The organism is Bacillus sp. V5-8f, from assembly GCF_002863565.1.
Taxonomy (GTDB): Bacteria; Bacillota; Bacilli; order Bacillales; family DSM-1321; genus Peribacillus.
Genome location: NZ_PGUW01000005.1, coordinates 63,749 through 83,605, shown reverse-complemented (window position 1 = coordinate 83,605; position 19,857 = coordinate 63,749). Strand labels below are relative to the sequence as shown.

The window sequence follows — 19,857 nt, the reverse complement described above, 5'->3', positions numbered from 1 at the left end:
TTGTTTTATATGGCTTTTTACATTGACATATATATCATTCATCAAATAAGGGTTCGGGTTAAAATACCAGACCCCTGATTCGAAGAAGTAGAGAGGGGTTTAGAAAGAATGGCGCAGGATAAGAAAACTTATTCATTCGACTGGGCTGGCAGAAAGCTCGTTGTCGAAATTGGCCAATTGGCCAAGCAGGCCAACGGTGCAGTCCTTGTCAGGTACGGGGATAGTGCTGTATTAAGTACGGCTACCGCTTCAAAGGAACCAAAAAATCTGGACTTTTTTCCTTTGACGGTTAATTATGAGGAAAGATTATACGCTGTTGGGAAAATACCTGGTGGCTTTATAAAACGTGAGGGAAGGCCAAGTGAAAAGGCGATTCTTGCTAGCCGATTGATTGACCGCCCAATTCGCCCGTTGTTTGCTGATGGGTTCCGTAATGAAGTGCAGGTTGTCAGCATTGTGATGAGTGTGGATCAAGATTGTTCAACAGAAATGGCTGCGATGTTTGGCTCTTCCCTGGCACTTTCGGTTTCTGACATTCCTTTTGGGGGCCCTATTGCAGGGGTTGTTGTCGGCCGGGTTAATAATGAATTCATTATCAATCCGACTGTGGAGCAAATGGAACAAAGCGATATCAATTTAACGGTTGCTGGCACGAAGGATGCCATTAATATGGTAGAAGCCGGAGCTGATGAAGTACCGGAAGAAACGATGCTAGAAGCAATTATGTTCGGACATGAAGAAATCAAAAAATTGATTGGATTCCAAGAAGGCATAGTCAAAGAGATTGGCAAGGAGAAAATGGAAGTGGTTCTTTATGAACTGGATTCCGACCTTGAATCCGAGGTTAAGTCTATGTGTGTGGAGGACATCAATAAAGCGGTACAGGTACAGGAAAAGCATGCCCGTGAAGATGCAATTAAAGAAGTGAAGAATCGAGTCATTGCTGGTTATGACGAAAAAGAAGCGGACGAGACTGTGCTCAAGCAGGTAAAGGAAATCCTTAATAAACTAGTTAAGGCAGAAGTACGCCGCCTTATCACAGAAGAGAAGGTCCGTCCTGACGGCCGTAATCCTGATGAAATCAGGCCACTATATTCTGAGGTCGGCCTGCTTTCAAGAACACATGGATCTGGTTTATTCACCCGTGGGCAAACGCAAGCCCTGTCAATCTGTACACTAGGGGCTCTAGGCGATGTTCAGATTCTAGACGGGCTCGGAACAGAAGAATCCAAGCGCTTTATGCACCATTACAATTTCCCACAATTTAGTGTCGGCGAAACGGGTCCTATGAGAGGGCCAGGACGACGCGAAATCGGGCATGGGGCGCTCGGTGAAAGGGCTCTTGAACCTGTGATTCCAGCTGAAAATGACTTCCCATACACAATCAGGCTAGTTTCCGAGGTCTTGGAATCGAACGGTTCCACTTCACAGGCGAGCATTTGTGCAAGTACTCTAGCTATGATGGATGCAGGTGTCCCTATAAAAGCTCCGGTTGCCGGAATAGCGATGGGACTCGTTAAATCAGGTGAATATTATACGATTCTTACTGATATCCAGGGGATGGAAGACCACTTAGGCGACATGGACTTCAAAGTGGCAGGAACAGAAAAAGGGGTCACTGCCCTCCAGATGGATATTAAAATTGAAGGGCTGTCTAGAGAAATTCTTGAAGAAGCTCTCCAACAGGCGAAACGAGGGCGTATGCACATACTTGATTCCATGCTGGCTACTTTGAACCAGCCGCGTCAGGAATTAAGCAAATATGCACCAAAAATCCTGACCTTGACCATTAATCCAGATAAGATTCGGGATGTAATCGGGCCAAGCGGAAAGCAAATCAACAAAATCATTGAAGAAACTGGCGTAAAGATCGATATCGAACAGGATGGCACTGTGTTTATTTCATCCGTAGATGAAGAAATGAACCAGAAAGCTAAGAAAATCATTGAAGATATCGTTCGAGAAGTGGAAGTAGGCCAAATGTATCTTGGTAAAGTCAAACGTATCGAGAAATTCGGCGCTTTTGTGGAAATTTTTAATGGAAAAGATGGCCTTGTTCATATTTCCGAGCTTGCTGAGGAACGAGTCGGAAAAGTTGAAGATGTTGTATCGATTGGGGACGAAATTCTTGTCAAGGTTACGGAAATCGATAAACAGGGAAGGGTCAACTTGTCTCGTAAAGCTGTCCTGAAAGAGCAAAAAGAAACGGAAAACAATCCCAAGTAATAACAAGGGCATATGATCCATCAGCATGCGGTTAATTTAAAAATCGCATGCTTTTTTTGAAAAAAAGACATTTCGATATGTACATAAGGCATGGATGGTGTTTCATTCGGCCTATTTAATCTCATCAATTGGATGTTTTCTAATGAATTGTCACCATATAAGGTGCTCTGTAAAAGGCAATATGGTCTACCTTGTCCTTCTTCCTCATACATATTGTATGAAGGAGGTTGGAAACATGAATAATAATTGGAAGCAGATAGTTGCGATAACTACCATTGCCGGTATATCATGGTTATTAGTGCAAAATCCTTATACCCATCATTATATGATCGTTTTAAAAGAAAGGGCGGCCTATACTGCTGCCGAAACAGACCGCCTCTATAGAGAAATTGAGTCTAAACGCAAGCAGTTTGAATTTCCGCCCATGGATGCAAGAATCGATCCGGTGTGGAAAACCGTTCCTGGCTATAACGGGATCAAAGTGGATGTTGAAGCATCCTATAATATTATGAAAAAGTCCGGAAAATTTGATGAGAAAAATCTCATTTACAGGCAGATCCCACCTAAAGTTCATCTGGGCGATCTTCAACCGGCTCCAATTTACCGGGCACACCCTGACAAACCGGTTGTATCATTTTTAGTGAATGTAGCCTGGGGTAACGAGTATTTACAGGACATGCTATCCACTCTTAAGAAAAATGATGTAAAGGCGACGTTTTTTCTTGAAGGAAGATGGGCAAAGAATAATCCGGAGCTTGTAAAGATGATCGAAGAAGGAGGCCATGAAATTGGCAACCATTCGTATTCACATCCTGATATGAGGACTCTTTCATCCCAAGCCTCTAAAACCGAACTGCAGAGGACCAATGAAGTGATACAGGCTGTAACAAATAATAAAGTAAAGTCCAAATGGTTTGCTCCCCCGAGTGGCAGCTACCGGGATGAGACAATTAAATTTGCAGCTTCATTAGGGATGGGTACGATAATGTGGAGCGTTGATACGATCGATTGGCAAAAGCCTTCCCCAGACGTATTGACCTCAAGAGTGCTTACAAAAGTTCATCCGGGTGCATTTGTCCTTATGCATCCTACTGATTCAACTGCCCAGTCTTTACAAACGCTAATCAAGGAAATAAAAAGAAAAGATCTTCATATTGTTACTGTTTCAGAAGCGTTGGAAGAAACAAGGATCGTTCATTAAAGGGTGCAAATTTCAGAGGGAGTAAAAAGTATAAATTGTAAATTTTTATTGATGTCGGCTACGACATACACGCCGGCTTTGCCACATGGGGTGGCAGTAGTTTAGCCAACGATCCCCTAGTGGGCACTTACGCTTTTTTTTGACACCAGAGAATTGGAGGAATATTCATTGATAAAGAAATATACTTGCCAAAATGGAGCCAGAATTGTTCTAGAAAATATTCCGACAGTCCGTTCCGTTGCCATCGGTATTTGGATTAAAACAGGTTCGCGGAATGAATCCCCTGAACTGAATGGGATTTCACACTTTTTGGAGCATATGTTTTTTAAAGGCACCACTAACCGTAATGCCAGGGAAATCGCGGAAGCTTTTGACAGCATTGGCGGACAGGTAAATGCATTTACTTCTAAAGAGTATACGTGCTACTACGCCAAGGTGCTGGACAATCATGCAAACCTGGCTCTTGAGATACTATCCGATATGTTCTTTAATTCCACTTTTGATGAGGAGGAGTTAAAGAAAGAAAAAAATGTCGTTTTAGAAGAGATTAAAATGTATGAAGATACTCCGGATGACATTGTCCATGACTTATTGAGTCAGGCCGTTTATGAAAAACATCCGTTAGGTTATCCAATCTTGGGTACAGAGGAAACACTGAACACGTTTTCAAGTGAAACGATGAAAAAATATGTTCATGATATGTATACACCAGATAAGGTAGTTATTTCCATTGCAGGCAATGTGGATGAGAGCTTTATTAAAGAAGTGGAAGGCTACTTTGGTTCCTACCAAGGAGGTAACGGCAGAGCAGAACTTGTCAAACCTGTTTTCCACCAGAACAAGCTTACCAGAAAGAAAGAAACGGAACAGGCCCATTTATGCCTTGGTTTTGAAGGGCTGCAAATCGGCCATAAGGATGTATATAGTTTAATTGTACTGAATAATATTCTCGGAGGAAGTATGAGTAGCCGCCTTTTCCAGGAGGTAAGGGAACAACGCGGTCTTGCTTATTCCGTTTATTCCTACCATTCCGGTTATCAGGATAGTGGTCTTGTTACAATTTATGGTGGTACAGGGGCAGGCCAACTTGACAGCCTGTATGAAACCATTCAGGAAACACTCAAGACCCTGAAGCGTGACGGTATCACGGAAAAAGAATTGCATAACAGCAAAGAGCAATTAAAGGGCAGCTTAATGCTAAGTCTAGAAAGTACAAACAGCCGTATGAGCAGAAATGGGAAAAATGAGCTTCTTTTAGAAAGACATAAATCCCTCGATGAAATTGTTGAAATGATTGATGAAGTAACAGAGGAAAGCGTAAATGCACTTGCTAATCAGATTTTCACCGACAATTTTTCCAGTTCTTTAATCAGTCCGCTCGAAGGATGGAAGTAGTAAACAGGGGCCATGCTTTTTGCCTAACCACAGGCATTAGAGCAAGGTCTTTTTTTTCGCGTGGTGACTGTCTTCTCACCTGAAATTACTTCTATTTGTCCTTTGAAAGGGATATAGATTAATAAAGGGAAAAAGAGGGGGAAACGCTTCATGCGGCTTAGCGAACTTAGCGGAAAAGAAATTGTGGATGTTAAACGGGCAGAACGCCTAGGGATACTGGGTCAGACGGATCTTGAGATAAATGAGAGCGGACAAATAACCGCTCTTATCATTCCATCTGTGAAATGGTTCGGATTGAGAAAAAACGGGAGTGAAATCCGTGTCCCATGGCGTCATATAAAAAAAATTGGAACTGATATGATTATCATTGATATCCCTGATCACCAGCCACATTTAGAGCAGGAAAATTCCCATAAAATAAAATTTCCCGATTAACAGATCATTAAGCAACGTATCTATGGAATAAATCACCAACCGCCTTGAATTAGGCGGTTTTTTTATTTTTAGGGATTTGCCTGACAAGCATGGGCACTTTGATTCACCTCTTAAAAAAAAAATCATAAGATGTGAGGGAAAAACACGAATTTGGATATTGCAGGCTTATCTCAATAAAAGAAGGTGACGGCAAATGCTCACAGGCGTGCAAATTGCAGTGATCGGCGGGGATGCAAGGCAGCTCGAGGTTATTCGCAAACTTACGGAGCTTGATGCCAAACTGTCATTGGTAGGTTTTGAACAGCTGGATCATTCATTTACCGGCGCGGTTAAGGACAAACTGGACGATCTAAACCTTTCAGAAATCGATGCTGTCATTTTACCGGTTCCAGGCACAAATTCCCAAGGAAAGGTAGAAACGATCTTTTCTAACGAGGAGGTAATCATTACAGAGCAAATTCTTTCCAGAACCCCACCGCATTGCACGATCTACTCCGGAATCAGCAATGATTACTTAAACGGGATCATCAAGAAAGCGAATCGAAAGCTGGTACAGCTTTTTGAAAGAGATGATGTGGCGATCTATAATTCCATACCGACTGTAGAAGGAACCATGATGATGGCGATACAGCATACTGATTTTACCATTCATGGATCAAATGTTGCGGTACTTGGGTTCGGACGGACAGGAATGAGTGTAGCCAGGACTTTCCAGGCAATTGGGGCGAAAGTGAAGGTAGGGGCGAGAAAAAGCGAGGATCTCGCTAGAATTACTGAAATGGCCATGACTCCGTTCCACTTGAACGATTTGGCCACGGCAGTCCGCGATGTCGATATATGTATCAATACAATTCCTGTACTCATAGTGTCGGCTTCTGTTTTGGCTAACATGCCTGTTCATACTCTGGTGATTGATCTTGCCTCGAAACCGGGCGGCACTGATTTCCGTTATGCAGAAAAAAGGGGAATTAAGGCTTTGCTTGCACCAGGTTTGCCAGGGATCGTAGCTCCAAAAACAGCCGGTCAAATTTTGGCAAATGTCCTTGCGCAGCTCATTAAGGATGACATGAAGAAAAGAAAGGGGAAAACGACATGAGTTTAAAAGGAAAAAGGATCGGTTTTGGACTTACCGGTTCTCATTGTACCTATGATATAGTTTTTCCGGAAATTGAGAAATTAGTTAATGAAGGCGCTGAAGTCATCCCCATTGTTACATCAACGGTCAAGAATACAGAAACGCGGTTTGGCAAAGGAGAAGACTGGATTGAAAGGCTCGAGAAACTAACTGGCCATCCTGTAGTTGATACAATAGTGAAAGCAGAACCGCTTGGTCCTAAAATGCCTTTAGCTTGTATGGTGATAGCGCCATTAACAGGAGGTTCCATGAGCAAAATGGCAAATGCCCTGACCGACTCGCCAGTATTAATGGCGGCAAAAGCAACGATGCGTAACCACCGTCCGGTTGTTCTCGGTATTTCAACAAATGATGCACTCGGTTTAAACGGGGTCAACTTAATGAGATTGATGGCAGCTAAAGACATCTATTTTGTCCCATACGGACAGGATGACCCTGAAGGAAAACCAAACTCCATGGTAGCCCGAATGAGTATGATAAGGGATACGATTATTTATGCTTTAAACGGTCAACAGATCCAGCCTGTTATCGTAGAAAGATATAAAGACCCCGTTTGAGAAAAAAGAGCATAAGCAAAAAACCATATAGTGTTTTCCTTCATTTTATGTGAAAAGTTAGTTTCTTTCACATACTAATATGATAAAATATATGATATTCTTGATAGCATAGGTGAAAAAAATTGCTATAGATACATTACAAATCTGTATGGTTTTTGAAAAGGGGAATGTTCGATGACAGAAGTACGCGGATTGAATGTTGCTGTTCTGGGTGCAACCGGGGCAGTAGGCCAGCAAATGATCGAAACACTGGAAAAAAGAGATTTGCCAATAAAAAAGTTAACCCTTTTATCCTCAGCCCGTTCAGCAGGTAAAAAGGTTTTATTTAAAGGTGAAGAAATAGAAGTACAGGAAGCAAAGCCGGAAAGCTTTGAAGGAATCGATATTGCTTTATTTAGCGCAGGCGGCGGAGTTTCAAAGGAGATGGCTCCGGAGGCCGTTAAGCGTGGAGCAATCGTGATTGATAATACAAGCGCCTTCCGTATGGACGAAAATGTGCCGCTCGTCGTGCCTGAAGTGAATGAAGAGGATTTAAAATCCCATAACGGAATCATTGCCAATCCGAATTGCTCTACCATCCAAATGGTAGTGGCCCTAGAGCCAATCAGGCAGAAATTCGGCCTTAATAAAGTAGTAGTGTCTACTTACCAGGCTGTATCCGGCGCCGGGGCAGCTGCGATATCTGAGTTGATGGATCAGTCACAAGCTATCTTGAACAACGAAGAAATCACAGCGTCAGTGCTGCCGGTGAAGAGTGACGAAAACCACTATCAGATAGCGTTCAATGTTATCCCGCAAATTGATAAGTTCCAAGAGAACGGCTTCACATTTGAAGAGATGAAGATGATCAATGAAACGAAAAAAATCATGCACACGCAAGATCTTCCTGTAGCAGCTACTTGCGTTCGACTCCCGGTTGTAACCGGCCATTCAGAGTCTGTTTATATTGAAGTAGGTCGTGAAGGGGTAACCGCCTCTGAGCTAAAAGATCTTCTTGCTACAGCACCGGGTGTCGTACTGCAGGATGATCCGGAAAATCAAGTTTACCCTATGCCGGCAGCTGCAGTCGGAAAAAATGATGTTTTTGTAGGAAGGATCCGAAAGGACCTTGATGAGGAGAAAGGGTTCCATTTGTGGGTCGTTTCCGATAATCTTCTAAAAGGAGCGGCTTGGAATTCCGTACAAATCGCGGAAAGCCTTTTAAAATTAGAATTAGTCACAGTAAAATAATCACAGCATGAATATTAGGATTGCCAGCTTTTTACGTAGGGGAAGACTGGCTTATATTTGAGGTGTTACTATGAAAATCATCGTACAGAAATTCGGGGGAACTTCTGTCCGTGACGAAGAAAGCAGATCACACGCTTTTAGGCATATCCAAAAAGCGATCGGCGACGGTTACAAAGTGATAGTGGTTGTATCGGCAATGGGCAGAAAGGGAGAGCCATATTCAACGGATACTCTTCTTTCACTTGTAAACGGGTCTGAAAGCAAAATTTCAAAAAGGGAACAGGATTTGCTTTTATCTGTTGGCGAAACCATTTCAGCGGTTGTCTTTTCGAATATGCTGCTGGACAACGGAATAAAAGCAACGGCCTTTACTGGAGCGATGGCCGGTTTCAGAACGAACGGTGACCATACGAATGCTAAAATTGTCGATATGAAATGCGACCGCATCTTTAAAGAGTTAGAGCTTTACGATGCTGTTGTTGTGGCCGGTTTCCAGGGAGCAACAAAAAATGGTGACGTCACCACCATCGGCAGGGGAGGCAGTGATACTTCCGCTGCTGCTCTGGGAGCTGCAATAGGCGCCGAGTGGGTTGATATTTTCACAGATGTGGAAGGTGTTATGACAGCCGATCCAAGGATTGCCGAAAATGCACGGCCGCTTTCTGTAGTAACCTATAATGAAATTTGCAACCTGGCATACCAAGGAGCAAAGGTCATACATCCCCGTGCCGTTGAGATTGCGATGGAGGCCAAAGTTCCAATCCGGATTCGTTCGACCTATTCAGACGGCCTTGGTACGTTAATAACAACTATTAACAGGGAAAGAAATGGGAGTGATATCAGGGAACGCCTTGTTACGGGGATCGCCCATGTCTCAAATATTACTCAAATTAAAGTGACCGCAAAAGAGGCCCAATATAACCTTCAGGCAGAGGTTTTTAAGTCAATGGCAAATGCGGCCATCTCAGTGGATTTCATTAACATTTCACCGAATGGTGTCGTCTACACTGTAACGGATGAGATGACAGCGCGGGCCACAGAAATCCTGAAGGAACTGGGCCACCAGCCTCTTATCCAAACCGGGTGTGCAAAAGTTTCTGTTGTAGGGGCCGGAATAAATGGTGTCCCTGGTGTGGCGGCAAAAATCGTTACAGCCCTTTCCGAAAAGGGAATCAGCATCCTCCAATCGGCGGACAGCCACACTACCATTTGGGTCCTTGTTAAGGAAACTGAATTGGCAGAAGCTGTCAATGCCTTGCACGATGCCTTCCAGCTTCATAAGGATGAAGTAGAGTACCGCATTACAGAGATATGATTGTCAATTAATTCAAGAGGTGTAAGATATGGTGAATTTAGGAAGAGTTTCAACTGCAATGGTTACCCCATTTGATAAGAAGGGGAATATCGATTTTGCCAAAACTACACAATTAGTGAATTACTTAATTGAAAATGGATCTGAGTCGATCGTTCTAGCCGGAACTACCGGGGAATCTCCAACGTTGTCCAGTGAAGAAAAAATCGCTTTATTAAGGCATGTGGCCAAGGAAGCCAACAAACGAGTTCCGATCATAATGGGTACAGGAAGTAATAATACGTATGCTTCCATCGAGCTAACGAAAAAGGCCGAACAAAACGGTGCAGACGGAATCATGCTTGTAGCGCCTTATTATAACAAGCCAAGCCAGGAGGGCTTGTACCAGCACTTTAAAACAATAGCTGAAAACACATCGTTGCCTGTAATGATCTATAATATCCCGAGCCGCGCTGTTGTCAATATAGAACCGGAAACGGTGATTAGGCTTTCTAAGGTTCCTAACATTGTCGCTGTAAAGGAAGCAAGCGGCAATATGAATGCAATGACAGCAATTGTTGCAGGAACCGATGATGATTTTAAGCTCTATAGTGGTGATGATGGCCTTACTCTTCCTGTTCTTTCCATTGGCGGAACAGGGGTTGTATCCGTTGCTTCCCATATCATCGGTAAAGAAATGCAAGAAATGATTGATCAATTTTTACAGGGGAACGTTAAAGAGGCTGCAAAGCTTCATCAGCGTCTCTTACCAATCATGGAGAGCTTGTTTGCAGCCCCAAGCCCAGCTCCTGTCAAAACTGCCCTTCAGTTAAGGGGTTTGGACGTCGGATCAGTTAGGCTGCCGCTAGTGCCTCTCACAGAAGAAGAAAGAATTACATTAAATCAATTGCTTAATTAATATGAATTGTTGAAGAGTCAACCAAATCTGAAGTGCACTCCAATTGTTAGACACATCTACTAATTGGAGTTGCCGTTCATTTAAGGGTTGGCTTTTTACATTTCTTAAAAAATAAGTTTTCTCAAAACGTAATATAAATTTTTTCTTCCCAATCTGCAGGCTTACCCCTATACTTTTAAATATCTATTTGGGCTTTCAAAGGGGGGGATAATTCTGATTAAGAGATTGACTCTGGCTGATGATAGGGAAGTAAAGGAGTTCTTGAAAGAAGAAGCTTCAATAAACCTGTTTATCATAGGGGATTTAGAAACGTTTGGTTATGAAACTGAATTTCAAGACCTTTGGGGAGATTATGGAGAAAACGGCAATCTACGCGCTGTTTTGCTTAGGTTTTATGATTCCTATATTCCATACGCAAAAGGAGATTTCGATACAGATGGTTTCATCGGTATAATAAAGAAAAACAAAAATGTAAGCGGTATTTCAGGAAAAGCGGATATTGTAGCAAAATTCGAATCTGAATTGTCAGAGTGCTTTACAAAAAAGCAAACAACCTTTTTTGCAGAATGTACAATGGATTCGTTTACAGGCTGTTCAGTTAATCCATTACATATAAAACAGGCTAATTTTTCAGATATAGATAGAATTATTGCTTTAAGGGAAACAATCAAGGAATTTATGCCAAATCCGAATGCGAAGGAAATATTAAAAAAAAGTATGGAAACAAGAACTGGCAGAACCTATATTTACGAAGTCGACGGCCAATTGGCGGCAGCAGCATCGACTACGGCCGAAAATACATTTTCGGCAATGGTTGTTGGTGTTTGCACTGCAGAGGATTATAGAAATCAGGGATTTGCAAGTCTAGTGGTCAAGACACTCACCGCTGATATCTTGTCAGAAGGGAAATCGCTTTGCCTATTTTTTGATAACCCTGCAGCAGGGCGCATATACCAGAGGTTAGGATATAAGACAATTGGCCATTGGATAATGTACCAAAAATAAAGAATATTATGTGATTGAAAAATTTATTACAGGTGCTTTTTGTAAAGATAACCTGACAAATGCGTTGAAACAAAAGGTGAACTAGATAGAAACAGCTTATTAAATTCTCCTTAAAAAAAGTGTATGTGTTGTCATGTTTTTTTTGCATCAGGTATAATAGATTTAACTATCGTTTTGTACGGATTTTTTAAGGAGGATATACTATTGCCAAAAGAATATAACAACATAAAAATCATTCCCCTGGGCGGGCAGGGAGAACTAGGGAAAAATATGTATGCAGCCGAGGTTTATGGCGACATCTTTGTATTGGATGCAGGTTTGATGTTTCCTGAAGAGGAGATGCTCGGAATTGATGCTGTTATTCCGGATATAACATATTTAATGGAAAACCGGGAACGCGTACAAGGCATTTTTTTAAGCCACGGGCATGAAGACCATATGGGAGCCCTCGCTTATGTACTTAGATACTTGAATGTGCCTGTATACGGGACAAGACTTACAACCCGGCTTGCTAAAGCAAAATTGCTAGAGGATAACTTTAAGGGCAACGCGGAATTTATTGAAATCGGACCACAGGATCGGTTATCTTTTCCAAAGGGTGACGTTTCTTTTTTCAGGACCAATCACAGCATTCCTGATTCAGTTGGGATCGTTATTCATACTTCAGAAGGAGCGATTGTCTACACGGGTGATTTTAAGTTTGATCAGGCAGCAGCAGATTTGTATAAGCCTGATATAGGTAAGATGGCGCAAATTGGGGAACAGGGCGTCCTTTGCCTGCTCTCTGATAGCGCAGGCGCGGAAAATCCAGGCTATACTCCTAGTGAAGCAATTGTCGCAAAGGATATGACCGATGCGTTTTATAATGCAAGCGGTAGGATTATCGTTGTATGTTTTGCTTCGAATATCAACCGAATCCAGCATGTGTTCAATGCTGCAGCATTGACTCGCAGGAAAGTGGCTGTTGTGGGAAAAAGCCTTGAGCGTGTGTATGAGACAGCATTGAAATCAGAATATTTAAAGGTCAATGAAGATATGATCATTCCAATTTCAGAAATTAACCAGTATCCTGATGATGAAATCGTCATTCTCTCCACCGGACATCAGGGTGAACCGATTACCGCCCTGCAAAAGATGGCAAAACAAACACATAAACAGGTCAATATTAAAGCAGGAGATACGGTCATGATCGCTGCTTCGCCATTAAAGGGCGGGGAAGTAATCCTTTATAAAACCATCGATTTGGTATACAGAGCAGGTGCTCATGTGGTCTCAGGCGGGTATCGAGTGCATGTTTCCGGACATGGCAGCCAGGAAGAACTAAAGATGATGATCAACTTGATGAGACCGAAATACTTGATTCCGGTACACGGGGAATATCGTCATCTTACTGCCCATGCCAAGGTGGGTGTGTCAGCCAAATTGGCGGAAGAGAATATTGTGATTGCTGAAAAAGGGGATGTCATTGAAATCAAAAATGACAAGATCCGTATTTCAGGAAAAGTTCCTGCAGGAAATATTCTTATAGACGGTAGCGGAGTAGGCGATGTCGGGAATATCGTGCTTAGGGATCGCCGTTTGTTATCACAGGATGGGATCTTGATTGTAGTTGTTACATTAAACAGGCAGGACAAATCAATTGCAGCGGGACCTGAGATCATCTCAAGGGGATTTGTCTATGTGAGGGAATCTGAGAAACTAATGGACGAGTCCTCCAATATGGTAACGGAAATTGTGAAAAAGGCTGCTAGCGGTCCATCATTCGATTGGTCTTCGCTTAAACAGGATATAAGGGACTCGTTAAACCAATACCTATTTGAAAAGACAAAACGGCGTCCAATGATTTTGCCTATTATAATGGAAATTTAATATTCATGAGAGAATTGAACCGGCGTGCGCTATGCATGCCGGTTTTTAAATGTAAGAAAAAAATGAATAGAATATTGGAGAAACAAAAACAAGTTCAGGTGATTGGGAAAAATGTGTAAAAAAAAGTATGAAGCAGCTTTTTTCAGATAATAATAACCCTATACAATAACGAAAGGGGATCCATCCATGGACCAAAGACCAAATTTGCCAAACTTGCCTTTTCAAAATACGCCCAATGCTTCATTCGAAAACAGGCCTTTTCAATACTCACCCGTTCAAAATGGAACCTTTCAAAATGGGCCCTATCAACACGGCACATTTCAAAATGAATCTTTTCAACCCATAACATCCCAGGATCAGCCCAACCCTAACACAGTAAATCCGAATGCGCCGAATGCTCCTATGCCAAACGCTCCCATTCCAAACGCGCCGGGTGAAATGCAGCCGCGGGCAAATTCACCATTAATTGAAAAAATCCAGCAGTTAGGGCAAACAAACGTTCCTCAAATGTCACAGGATTCACGGATTCACTGCCTTTCCATTGTTGGTCAAATCGAGGGACATATGCAACTGCCTCCACAAAATAAAACAACAAAATACGAGCATGTAATCCCGCAAATCGTGGCAATTGAGCAAAATCCAAATATCGAAGGTCTTCTTATTATTTTAAATACAGTAGGTGGCGATGTGGAAGCAGGGTTAGCGATCTCTGAAATGCTTGCATCATTATCAAAGCCGACTGTTTCGATCGTACTTGGAGGAGGCCACTCTATTGGTGTTCCAATCGCTGTTTCAACTGACTATTCGTTCATTGCGGAAACCGCGACCATGACCATACACCCTATCCGTTTGACGGGACTGGTTATTGGCGTTCCACAAACCTTCGAATATTTAGATAAGATGCAGGAAAGAGTTGTCAATTTTGTCACAAAGCACTCCAGGGTATCTGCTGAAAGATTCAAGGAGTTAATGTTTGCTGTAGGGAATTTGACCAGAGACATTGGGACTAATGTTGTAGGAACCGATGCCGTTGAATATGGATTGATAGATGAAGTCGGCGGAGTTGGACAGGCTATGAGAAAACTTAATGAATTAATTGAACAATCCAAGGGTCAAGTGATAAATCAAGAAGGGATGATACAATGATCCTTTATACAATGACACCGCTTGAACAAATTTTTCCCGCAGCCGAGAACGAGTATGCCAAATTTGTCACCGTTAACGTAGGAGGAGTGCAGCTTTCTGCGGAGATGCAAGAAGGCAGAGGGTACCGAGTAGAACGCATTTTAAGCACGGACCCGGCACATTATTTAAATCAGTCTTTTCAGCCCGGTTCAACCGTTTATCTAAACGATTAGAAATTAGAAAATTGGACCAACATAGTAACATATATGTTATACTTATATTAATTCAAGTAAAGCAGCCATGTGGCTGCTTTCTTTATTCATCAAGAGCATACATAGATTGCACGAAAATACAGGTGATAAAATGGCGAAAAGAAAACGCAGGAACTCAAAGAGCACGGACAAATTAAAATCGGCATTAAAGTTTGAATTAGCGGGGCTGATTATTTTAGGGCTAAGCGCGATTGCAATTGCCAAATTGGGAGCGGTCGGCAATGCCATCGTATTTCTTGTCCGTTTTTTCATGGGTGAATGGTACATCCTTTTGTTGGCAGGTTTCATTGCTGCAAGCTTTTATATAATGATTAAAAGGCAAATCCCTTTCTTATTAAAAAGGCAGCTTGTGGGGACTTATTTTATTGTATTGAGCATCCTATTGCTTAGCCACGTCACACTTTTCGAACTGCTCGCCGAGGGTGGGCCGTTCAAAAAGCCGAGTGTCATTTCAAACACTTGGGAGCTATTTTGGATGGAAGTGAGTGGGGAAACAAGCACGGTTGATCTCGGTGGCGGGATGATAGGAGCTCTTATGTTTGCAGTATCCTACTTCCTTTTTGATCAGGCTGGATCGAAAATCGTAGCTTTCTTATTAATCATTTCAGGTTTTGTACTCTTAACAGGAAAAACGGTGGGAGATACGCTTGGAAGATTGATCATCGCATTCGGAAGTTTTCTAGGGGGGCAATGGACAGCGTTCCTGGAAGATATGAGGAACTGGAAGGAAGGAAAACGGGAGAAAAAGAAAAAGCGGAAGGAAGCGTCTTTACCTAAGCTGACACAGGCATCCGAACAGGATGACCAGCAGGAAGAAGCGTTACTGCCCGTTGAACCTGATAAACCAATTATTTCAAACTTTGCTGACACGGCTTATGGTCCGGAGGCTGATGAATTAAATAACGGTTCGTCGCAAGTAGATAATAATAAAAAGGGAAAGAACAAAGTTGCTGCTATGGACGATGAAACGGAAACAGAGGAACTAACACCTCCGATTTCTTTCACAGAAGTGGAAAATAAAGAGTATGCTCTTCCATCTCTATCGCTGCTGAGCCAGCCGAAAAAGGCGGACCAAAGCGGTGAATACCGCTTGATTAATGAAAATGCAGCCAAGCTGGAACGTACTTTCCATAGCTTTGGTGTCAAAGCAAAGGTCACCCAGGTCCATCTCGGCCCTGCGGTAACAAAGTATGAAGTACATCCGGATGTCGGGGTCAAGGTGAGCAGGATTGTAAGCCTTGCAGACGACTTAGCTTTGGCCTTGGCGGCGAAGGATATCAGGATTGAAGCCCCGATACCCGGCAAATCAGCAATCGGCATCGAAGTACCAAACTCGGATATTGCGATGGTCTCTTTGCGGGAGGTCCTGGAGGCAAAAGAATACATAAAGCCTGAAGCAAAGCTGCAAATTGGACTAGGCCGCAATATATCCGGTGAAGCCGTACTTGCTGAGCTGAATAAAATGCCTCACCTGCTCGTTGCCGGGGCTACAGGGAGCGGTAAATCGGTCTGTATAAACGGGATCATTACAAGCATCCTCATGAGGGCTAAGCCGCATGAAGTAAAGATGATGATGATTGACCCTAAAATGGTAGAATTGAACGTCTATAACGGTATTCCTCATTTGCTAGCACCAGTAGTAACAGATGCGAAAAAAGCTTCCCAGGCATTGAAAAAAGTAGTGAGTGAAATGGAACGCCGTTATGAATTGTTTTCACATACGGGTACGCGAAATATCGAAGGGTATAACGACCATGTCACCCGCCATAACATGGAGGAAAATGACAAGCAGCCGTTATTGCCATACATAGTCGTTATAGTAGACGAGCTTGCAGATCTGATGATGGTTGCTTCCTCTGATGTCGAAGATGCAATCACACGCCTTGCCCAAATGGCACGGGCAGCTGGAATCCATCTAATCATCGCAACACAGAGACCTTCTGTTGACGTCATAACTGGTGTCATTAAAGCCAACATCCCTTCAAGAATTGCCTTCAGTGTATCTTCAATGACAGATTCAAGGACAATTCTCGATATGGGTGGTGCTGAAAAGCTGTTAGGCCGTGGTGACATGTTGTTTTTGCCAGTAGGGGCTTCGAAACCTGTTCGTGTTCAGGGAGCGTTTTTATCAGACCAAGAGGTGGAGGATGTTGTGAATTATGTGATTTCACAACAGAAGGCGCAATACAATGAAGAAATGATTCCTGATGAAACTAGTGAAGCCGTAGGAGAAGTAGATGATGACCTGTATGAAGAAGCGGTACAGCTTATTATCGAGATGCAGACGGCATCAGTATCCATGCTTCAAAGACGGTTTAGAATTGGATATACTCGCGCAGCTAGGTTAATAGACGAAATGGAAGCAAGAGGGGTAGTAGGGCCCTATGAAGGAAGCAAGCCAAGGAACGTTCTAGTATCAAAAGATCCTGGAAACGAAGCACATAGCTCATGAAATTCAGGAAGGAGGCCACCTTTGAGGAAAACACCTCAGGTAAGCCTCCTTTTTACTGTTTCTAAAGATTTATTCTGCTTCCGACAGGTGTTCCTTACAAAAGGAATTGATGATCGCTTCTTCGTCCTCTTCTAGTTCGAAGTCGAGAATTTCTTCCGTTTCTTTTTCAATGATATCGTATTTTATGATTTCCTGCTTATCTCCATCAACGGTGTAAAGGACCCTTATGTTCAACCCTTTTTCGGAGAACAATTCATCATCTTCAGAAACATCTATATCTAGGAAGAACTCATATCTTTCCCCGCTCAGAATCCCAAACGGATCCTTTAGCCGTTCTACGCTATACCCAGTAATGGCCAACATATTTATCATCCTTTCTCCAAGCTACAAATTATTATACCTAAAAAGTATTAAAAAAAAACATCCACTATTTTTATTTAAAAATGTTTTCATTTCTTTTCTTCTCATTCAATGAATAGAACGTGAATAAAAATTGAATGTAATTGTGACATACTAATTAATCACCTCTTGTTTTTATACTGAAAAACAAAGGTGATAAAGCGAGTTTCCGATTCGAGAATACATAAAATAATGCATGAATATACAGGTGGGATTTTCCTGAGAATCGAGGGCTAACCTGTATAAAAAGCGCGTTTATTTCGCTGTCTTCTGTTTTTTAGGACAAATGGCAATTCTCTATTTATTTATAATTGAAAAAATGATATAGTATGTTCGATTAGTAGGAACGATTACACATCAGAGGTCTGATGTCTTAAGAAATTGGGTGGAGGAACCTGCATGTCTATCAAGTCTGATAACCGGCATTTGTATCTTCAAGTCATCGATCGCCTTAAACGAGACATTGAAAAGGGAATATACAAGGAAAAGGAAAAGCTTCCATCGGAGTTTGATTTAGCCAAGAAACTTGGTGTAAGCCGAGCCACGCTAAGGGAAGCACTGCGGATTCTTGAAGAGGAAAATATCATTATCCGTCGCCACGGTGTTGGCACATTTGTAAATGCCCAGCCAGTGTTCACTTCGGGAATCGAACAGCTGAACAGTGTTACCAACATGATCAAGCAAGCAGGAATGAAACCGGGAACGATTTTCTTAAGTTCAAAAACAGAGGAACCCACTGATGAGGACATTCGCCGTTTTTCGAGCTCATTGGATACAGGGATTGTTTTAATGGAGAGGGTTCGCACCGCAAATGGAGAGCCGGTGGTATATTGTGTGGATAAAATTCCAGAACATTTCCTTCCGGAAACATTTTCTCATGAGGATGAGTCCATCTTTGAAATATTGGAAAAGGAAGCACACCGCAAGATCGTTTACGCAGTTGCGAAGATAGAACCCCTCGGATACCATGAGAAAGTTTCTCCTATCCTGGAATGCGACCCGGAGGCCGCTCTCTTGGTTTTGAAGCAAATGCATTATGACGAGAAAGATGAGCCGGTTCTATATTCAGTAAATTTCTTTAAAGCTGATACTTTTAGTTTTCAAGTTTTGCGTAAAAGGGTTTAATTGCTTGCAGGGAACCAGGTTCATTCTTCTTTCCAACCCGTTTCTGACTAATCAACTATATTCTTTAGGGGGAACAAACCTTGAAAAAGCGTAAATTTGGTTTAGCGCTGTCTTTGGTTCTTGCAGCCGGCACATTGCTGGGGGCATGTGGCAATGAAGAATCAGCGTCAAAAGGTGGCGAATCTGAAAAAGATAATTTCACCGTAGGCATGGTAACAGACATCGGTGGTGTTGATGACAAATCCTTTAACCAATCCGCATGGGAAGGGCTTCAGGAATTCGGTAAAGAAAACGGCTTGGAAAAAGGCAAAGAAGGATTCGATTATGTCCAATCAAAATCAGATGCTGACTATACAACAAACTTAAATACTTTGGTTCGCAATGATTTTGACCTGATCTATGGCATTGGATATCTTTTAGCAGAGCCTATGGCGAAAGTTGCTGACCAGCGTAAAGATTCCCATTTCGCGATCGTTGATTCTGTAGTGGAAAAGCCTAACGTGGCTAGCATCACGTTCACGGAAGAGCAAGGTTCGTTCCTAGTCGGCGTAATTGCTGCCAAGACGACCAAAACAAATAAAATCGGTTTCGTCGGCGGTGTTGACGGTTCCCTAATTAATAAGTTCGAAGCCGGTTTTATCGCTGGCGTTAAATCTGTAAATCCTAAAGCTGATGTTAAGGTCCAATATGCTGGAAGTTTCGGTGCGGCAGATAAAGGCCAAGCTATTGCATCCAGTATGTATTCCTCAGGCATTGACGTGATTTATCACGCCTCTGGCGGTACCGGTAATGGTGTCTTTGCAGCAGCCAAGGAATTGAAGAAGAAAGATCCTACTAACAATGTTTGGGTAATCGGTGTTGACCGTGACCAATTTGAAGAAGGAAAAGTTAAGGCTAGCGATAAAGAATACAACGTTACATTGACTTCAATGGTAAAACGTGTAGATATTGCAGTGAAAGACCTTGCCGATAAATCGAAGAACGGCGAGTTCCCTGGCGGCAAAGTAATTGAATACGGCCTTGACCAAAATGCGGTCGCGATTGCAGACCATAAAGAAAATGTTTCAGAAGATGCTTTAAAAGCCGTAGAAGATTGGACTGAGAAAATTAAATCAGGTGAGGTTAAAGTACCTAAAACACGTGACGAGCTTAAAGCAATGAAATTTTAATAAGATGAAAGAATAGGAGGAATAACTGGGGTTGCGGGCCGCTTATTCCTCC

The 19,857-nt window shown here is 42.4% G+C and carries 17 protein-coding genes; 16 read left to right on the top strand and 1 reads right to left on the bottom strand.

Translation table 11 applies throughout. From position 1 onward, the window contains the following. Positions 1 to 108 precede the first annotated feature (108 nt). The 14 genes from pnp (at position 109) to CUU64_RS07925 (ending at position 17,112) form a co-directional block, all read left to right on the top strand. Entirely contained in the window at positions 109 to 2,226 is a 2,118-nt protein-coding gene (gene pnp / locus CUU64_RS07990) for a polyribonucleotide nucleotidyltransferase (RefSeq protein ID WP_101633033.1), read from the top strand. Positions 2,227 to 2,461: 235 nt separating this feature from the next. Further along, positions 2,462 to 3,427, top strand: coding sequence for a polysaccharide deacetylase family protein (locus CUU64_RS07985; protein ID WP_101633032.1), 966 nt, complete (start codon positions 2,462 to 2,464; stop codon positions 3,425 to 3,427). Positions 3,428 to 3,595: 168 nt separating this feature from the next. Further along, positions 3,596 to 4,822, top strand: coding sequence for a M16 family metallopeptidase (locus CUU64_RS07980; RefSeq protein ID WP_101633031.1), 1,227 nt, complete (start codon positions 3,596 to 3,598; stop codon positions 4,820 to 4,822). Between the two features lie 150 nt (positions 4,823 to 4,972). Continuing rightward, the gene (locus tag CUU64_RS07975) at positions 4,973 to 5,257 is read left to right on the top strand and encodes a YlmC/YmxH family sporulation protein (RefSeq protein WP_101633030.1); all 285 of its coding nucleotides are present in this window, start codon (positions 4,973 to 4,975) and stop codon (positions 5,255 to 5,257) included. A gap of 193 nt (positions 5,258 to 5,450) precedes the next feature. Beyond that, entirely contained in the window at positions 5,451 to 6,353 is a 903-nt protein-coding gene (gene dpaA, locus CUU64_RS07970) for a dipicolinic acid synthetase subunit A (protein ID WP_101633029.1), read from the top strand. Continuing rightward, positions 6,350 to 6,949: a dipicolinate synthase subunit B gene (locus CUU64_RS07965; RefSeq protein WP_101633028.1), complete on the top strand. Its 600-nt coding sequence runs from the start codon at positions 6,350 to 6,352 to the stop codon at positions 6,947 to 6,949. The genes dpaA and CUU64_RS07965 overlap by 4 nt, the downstream gene beginning before the upstream one ends. Before the next feature lie 174 nt (positions 6,950 to 7,123). Then, on the top strand, positions 7,124 to 8,179 hold the full coding sequence (gene asd, locus CUU64_RS07960; protein WP_101633027.1) for an aspartate-semialdehyde dehydrogenase: 1,056 nt from the start codon (positions 7,124 to 7,126) through the stop codon (positions 8,177 to 8,179). A gap of 70 nt (positions 8,180 to 8,249) precedes the next feature. Continuing rightward, entirely contained in the window at positions 8,250 to 9,494 is a 1,245-nt protein-coding gene (gene dapG / locus CUU64_RS07955) for an aspartate kinase (RefSeq protein ID WP_101633026.1), read from the top strand. A gap of 28 nt (positions 9,495 to 9,522) precedes the next feature. Continuing rightward, positions 9,523 to 10,389 (top strand): 4-hydroxy-tetrahydrodipicolinate synthase, encoded by an 867-nt coding sequence (gene dapA / locus CUU64_RS07950; protein WP_101633025.1) that lies wholly within the window; start codon positions 9,523 to 9,525, stop codon positions 10,387 to 10,389. A 213-nt stretch (positions 10,390 to 10,602) separates the two neighbouring features. Then, positions 10,603 to 11,394, top strand: a complete 792-nt coding sequence (locus CUU64_RS07945; protein WP_101633024.1) for a GNAT family N-acetyltransferase — start codon at positions 10,603 to 10,605, stop codon at positions 11,392 to 11,394. 204 nt (positions 11,395 to 11,598) lie between these two features. Next, positions 11,599 to 13,263, top strand: coding sequence for a ribonuclease J (locus CUU64_RS07940; RefSeq protein ID WP_257985462.1), 1,665 nt, complete (start codon positions 11,599 to 11,601; stop codon positions 13,261 to 13,263). A 438-nt stretch (positions 13,264 to 13,701) separates the two neighbouring features. Beyond that, positions 13,702 to 14,409, top strand: a complete 708-nt coding sequence (locus CUU64_RS07935; protein WP_374702711.1) for a ClpP family protease — start codon at positions 13,702 to 13,704, stop codon at positions 14,407 to 14,409. Further along, positions 14,406 to 14,621, top strand: a complete 216-nt coding sequence (locus tag CUU64_RS07930; RefSeq protein WP_101633022.1) for a YlzJ-like family protein — start codon at positions 14,406 to 14,408, stop codon at positions 14,619 to 14,621. Before CUU64_RS07935 ends, CUU64_RS07930 begins: the two co-directional genes overlap by 4 nt. A gap of 130 nt (positions 14,622 to 14,751) precedes the next feature. Beyond that, the gene (locus CUU64_RS07925; RefSeq protein WP_101633463.1) at positions 14,752 to 17,112 is read left to right on the top strand and encodes a DNA translocase FtsK; all 2,361 of its coding nucleotides are present in this window, start codon (positions 14,752 to 14,754) and stop codon (positions 17,110 to 17,112) included. Positions 17,113 to 17,181: 69 nt separating this feature from the next. Here the strand turns inward: CUU64_RS07925 and CUU64_RS07920 are convergent, their stop codons facing one another. Continuing rightward, entirely contained in the window at positions 17,182 to 17,475 is a 294-nt protein-coding gene (locus CUU64_RS07920) for a DUF6509 family protein (RefSeq protein WP_101633021.1), read from the bottom strand. 435 nt (positions 17,476 to 17,910) lie between these two features. Between CUU64_RS07920 and CUU64_RS07915 the strand changes: the two genes are divergently transcribed. Beyond that, positions 17,911 to 18,636, top strand: coding sequence for a GntR family transcriptional regulator (locus CUU64_RS07915; RefSeq protein WP_101633020.1), 726 nt, complete (start codon positions 17,911 to 17,913; stop codon positions 18,634 to 18,636). Positions 18,637 to 18,716: 80 nt separating this feature from the next. Further along, positions 18,717 to 19,805, top strand: coding sequence for a BMP family lipoprotein (locus CUU64_RS07910; RefSeq protein WP_101633019.1), 1,089 nt, complete (start codon positions 18,717 to 18,719; stop codon positions 19,803 to 19,805). Positions 19,806 to 19,857 lie beyond the last annotated feature (52 nt).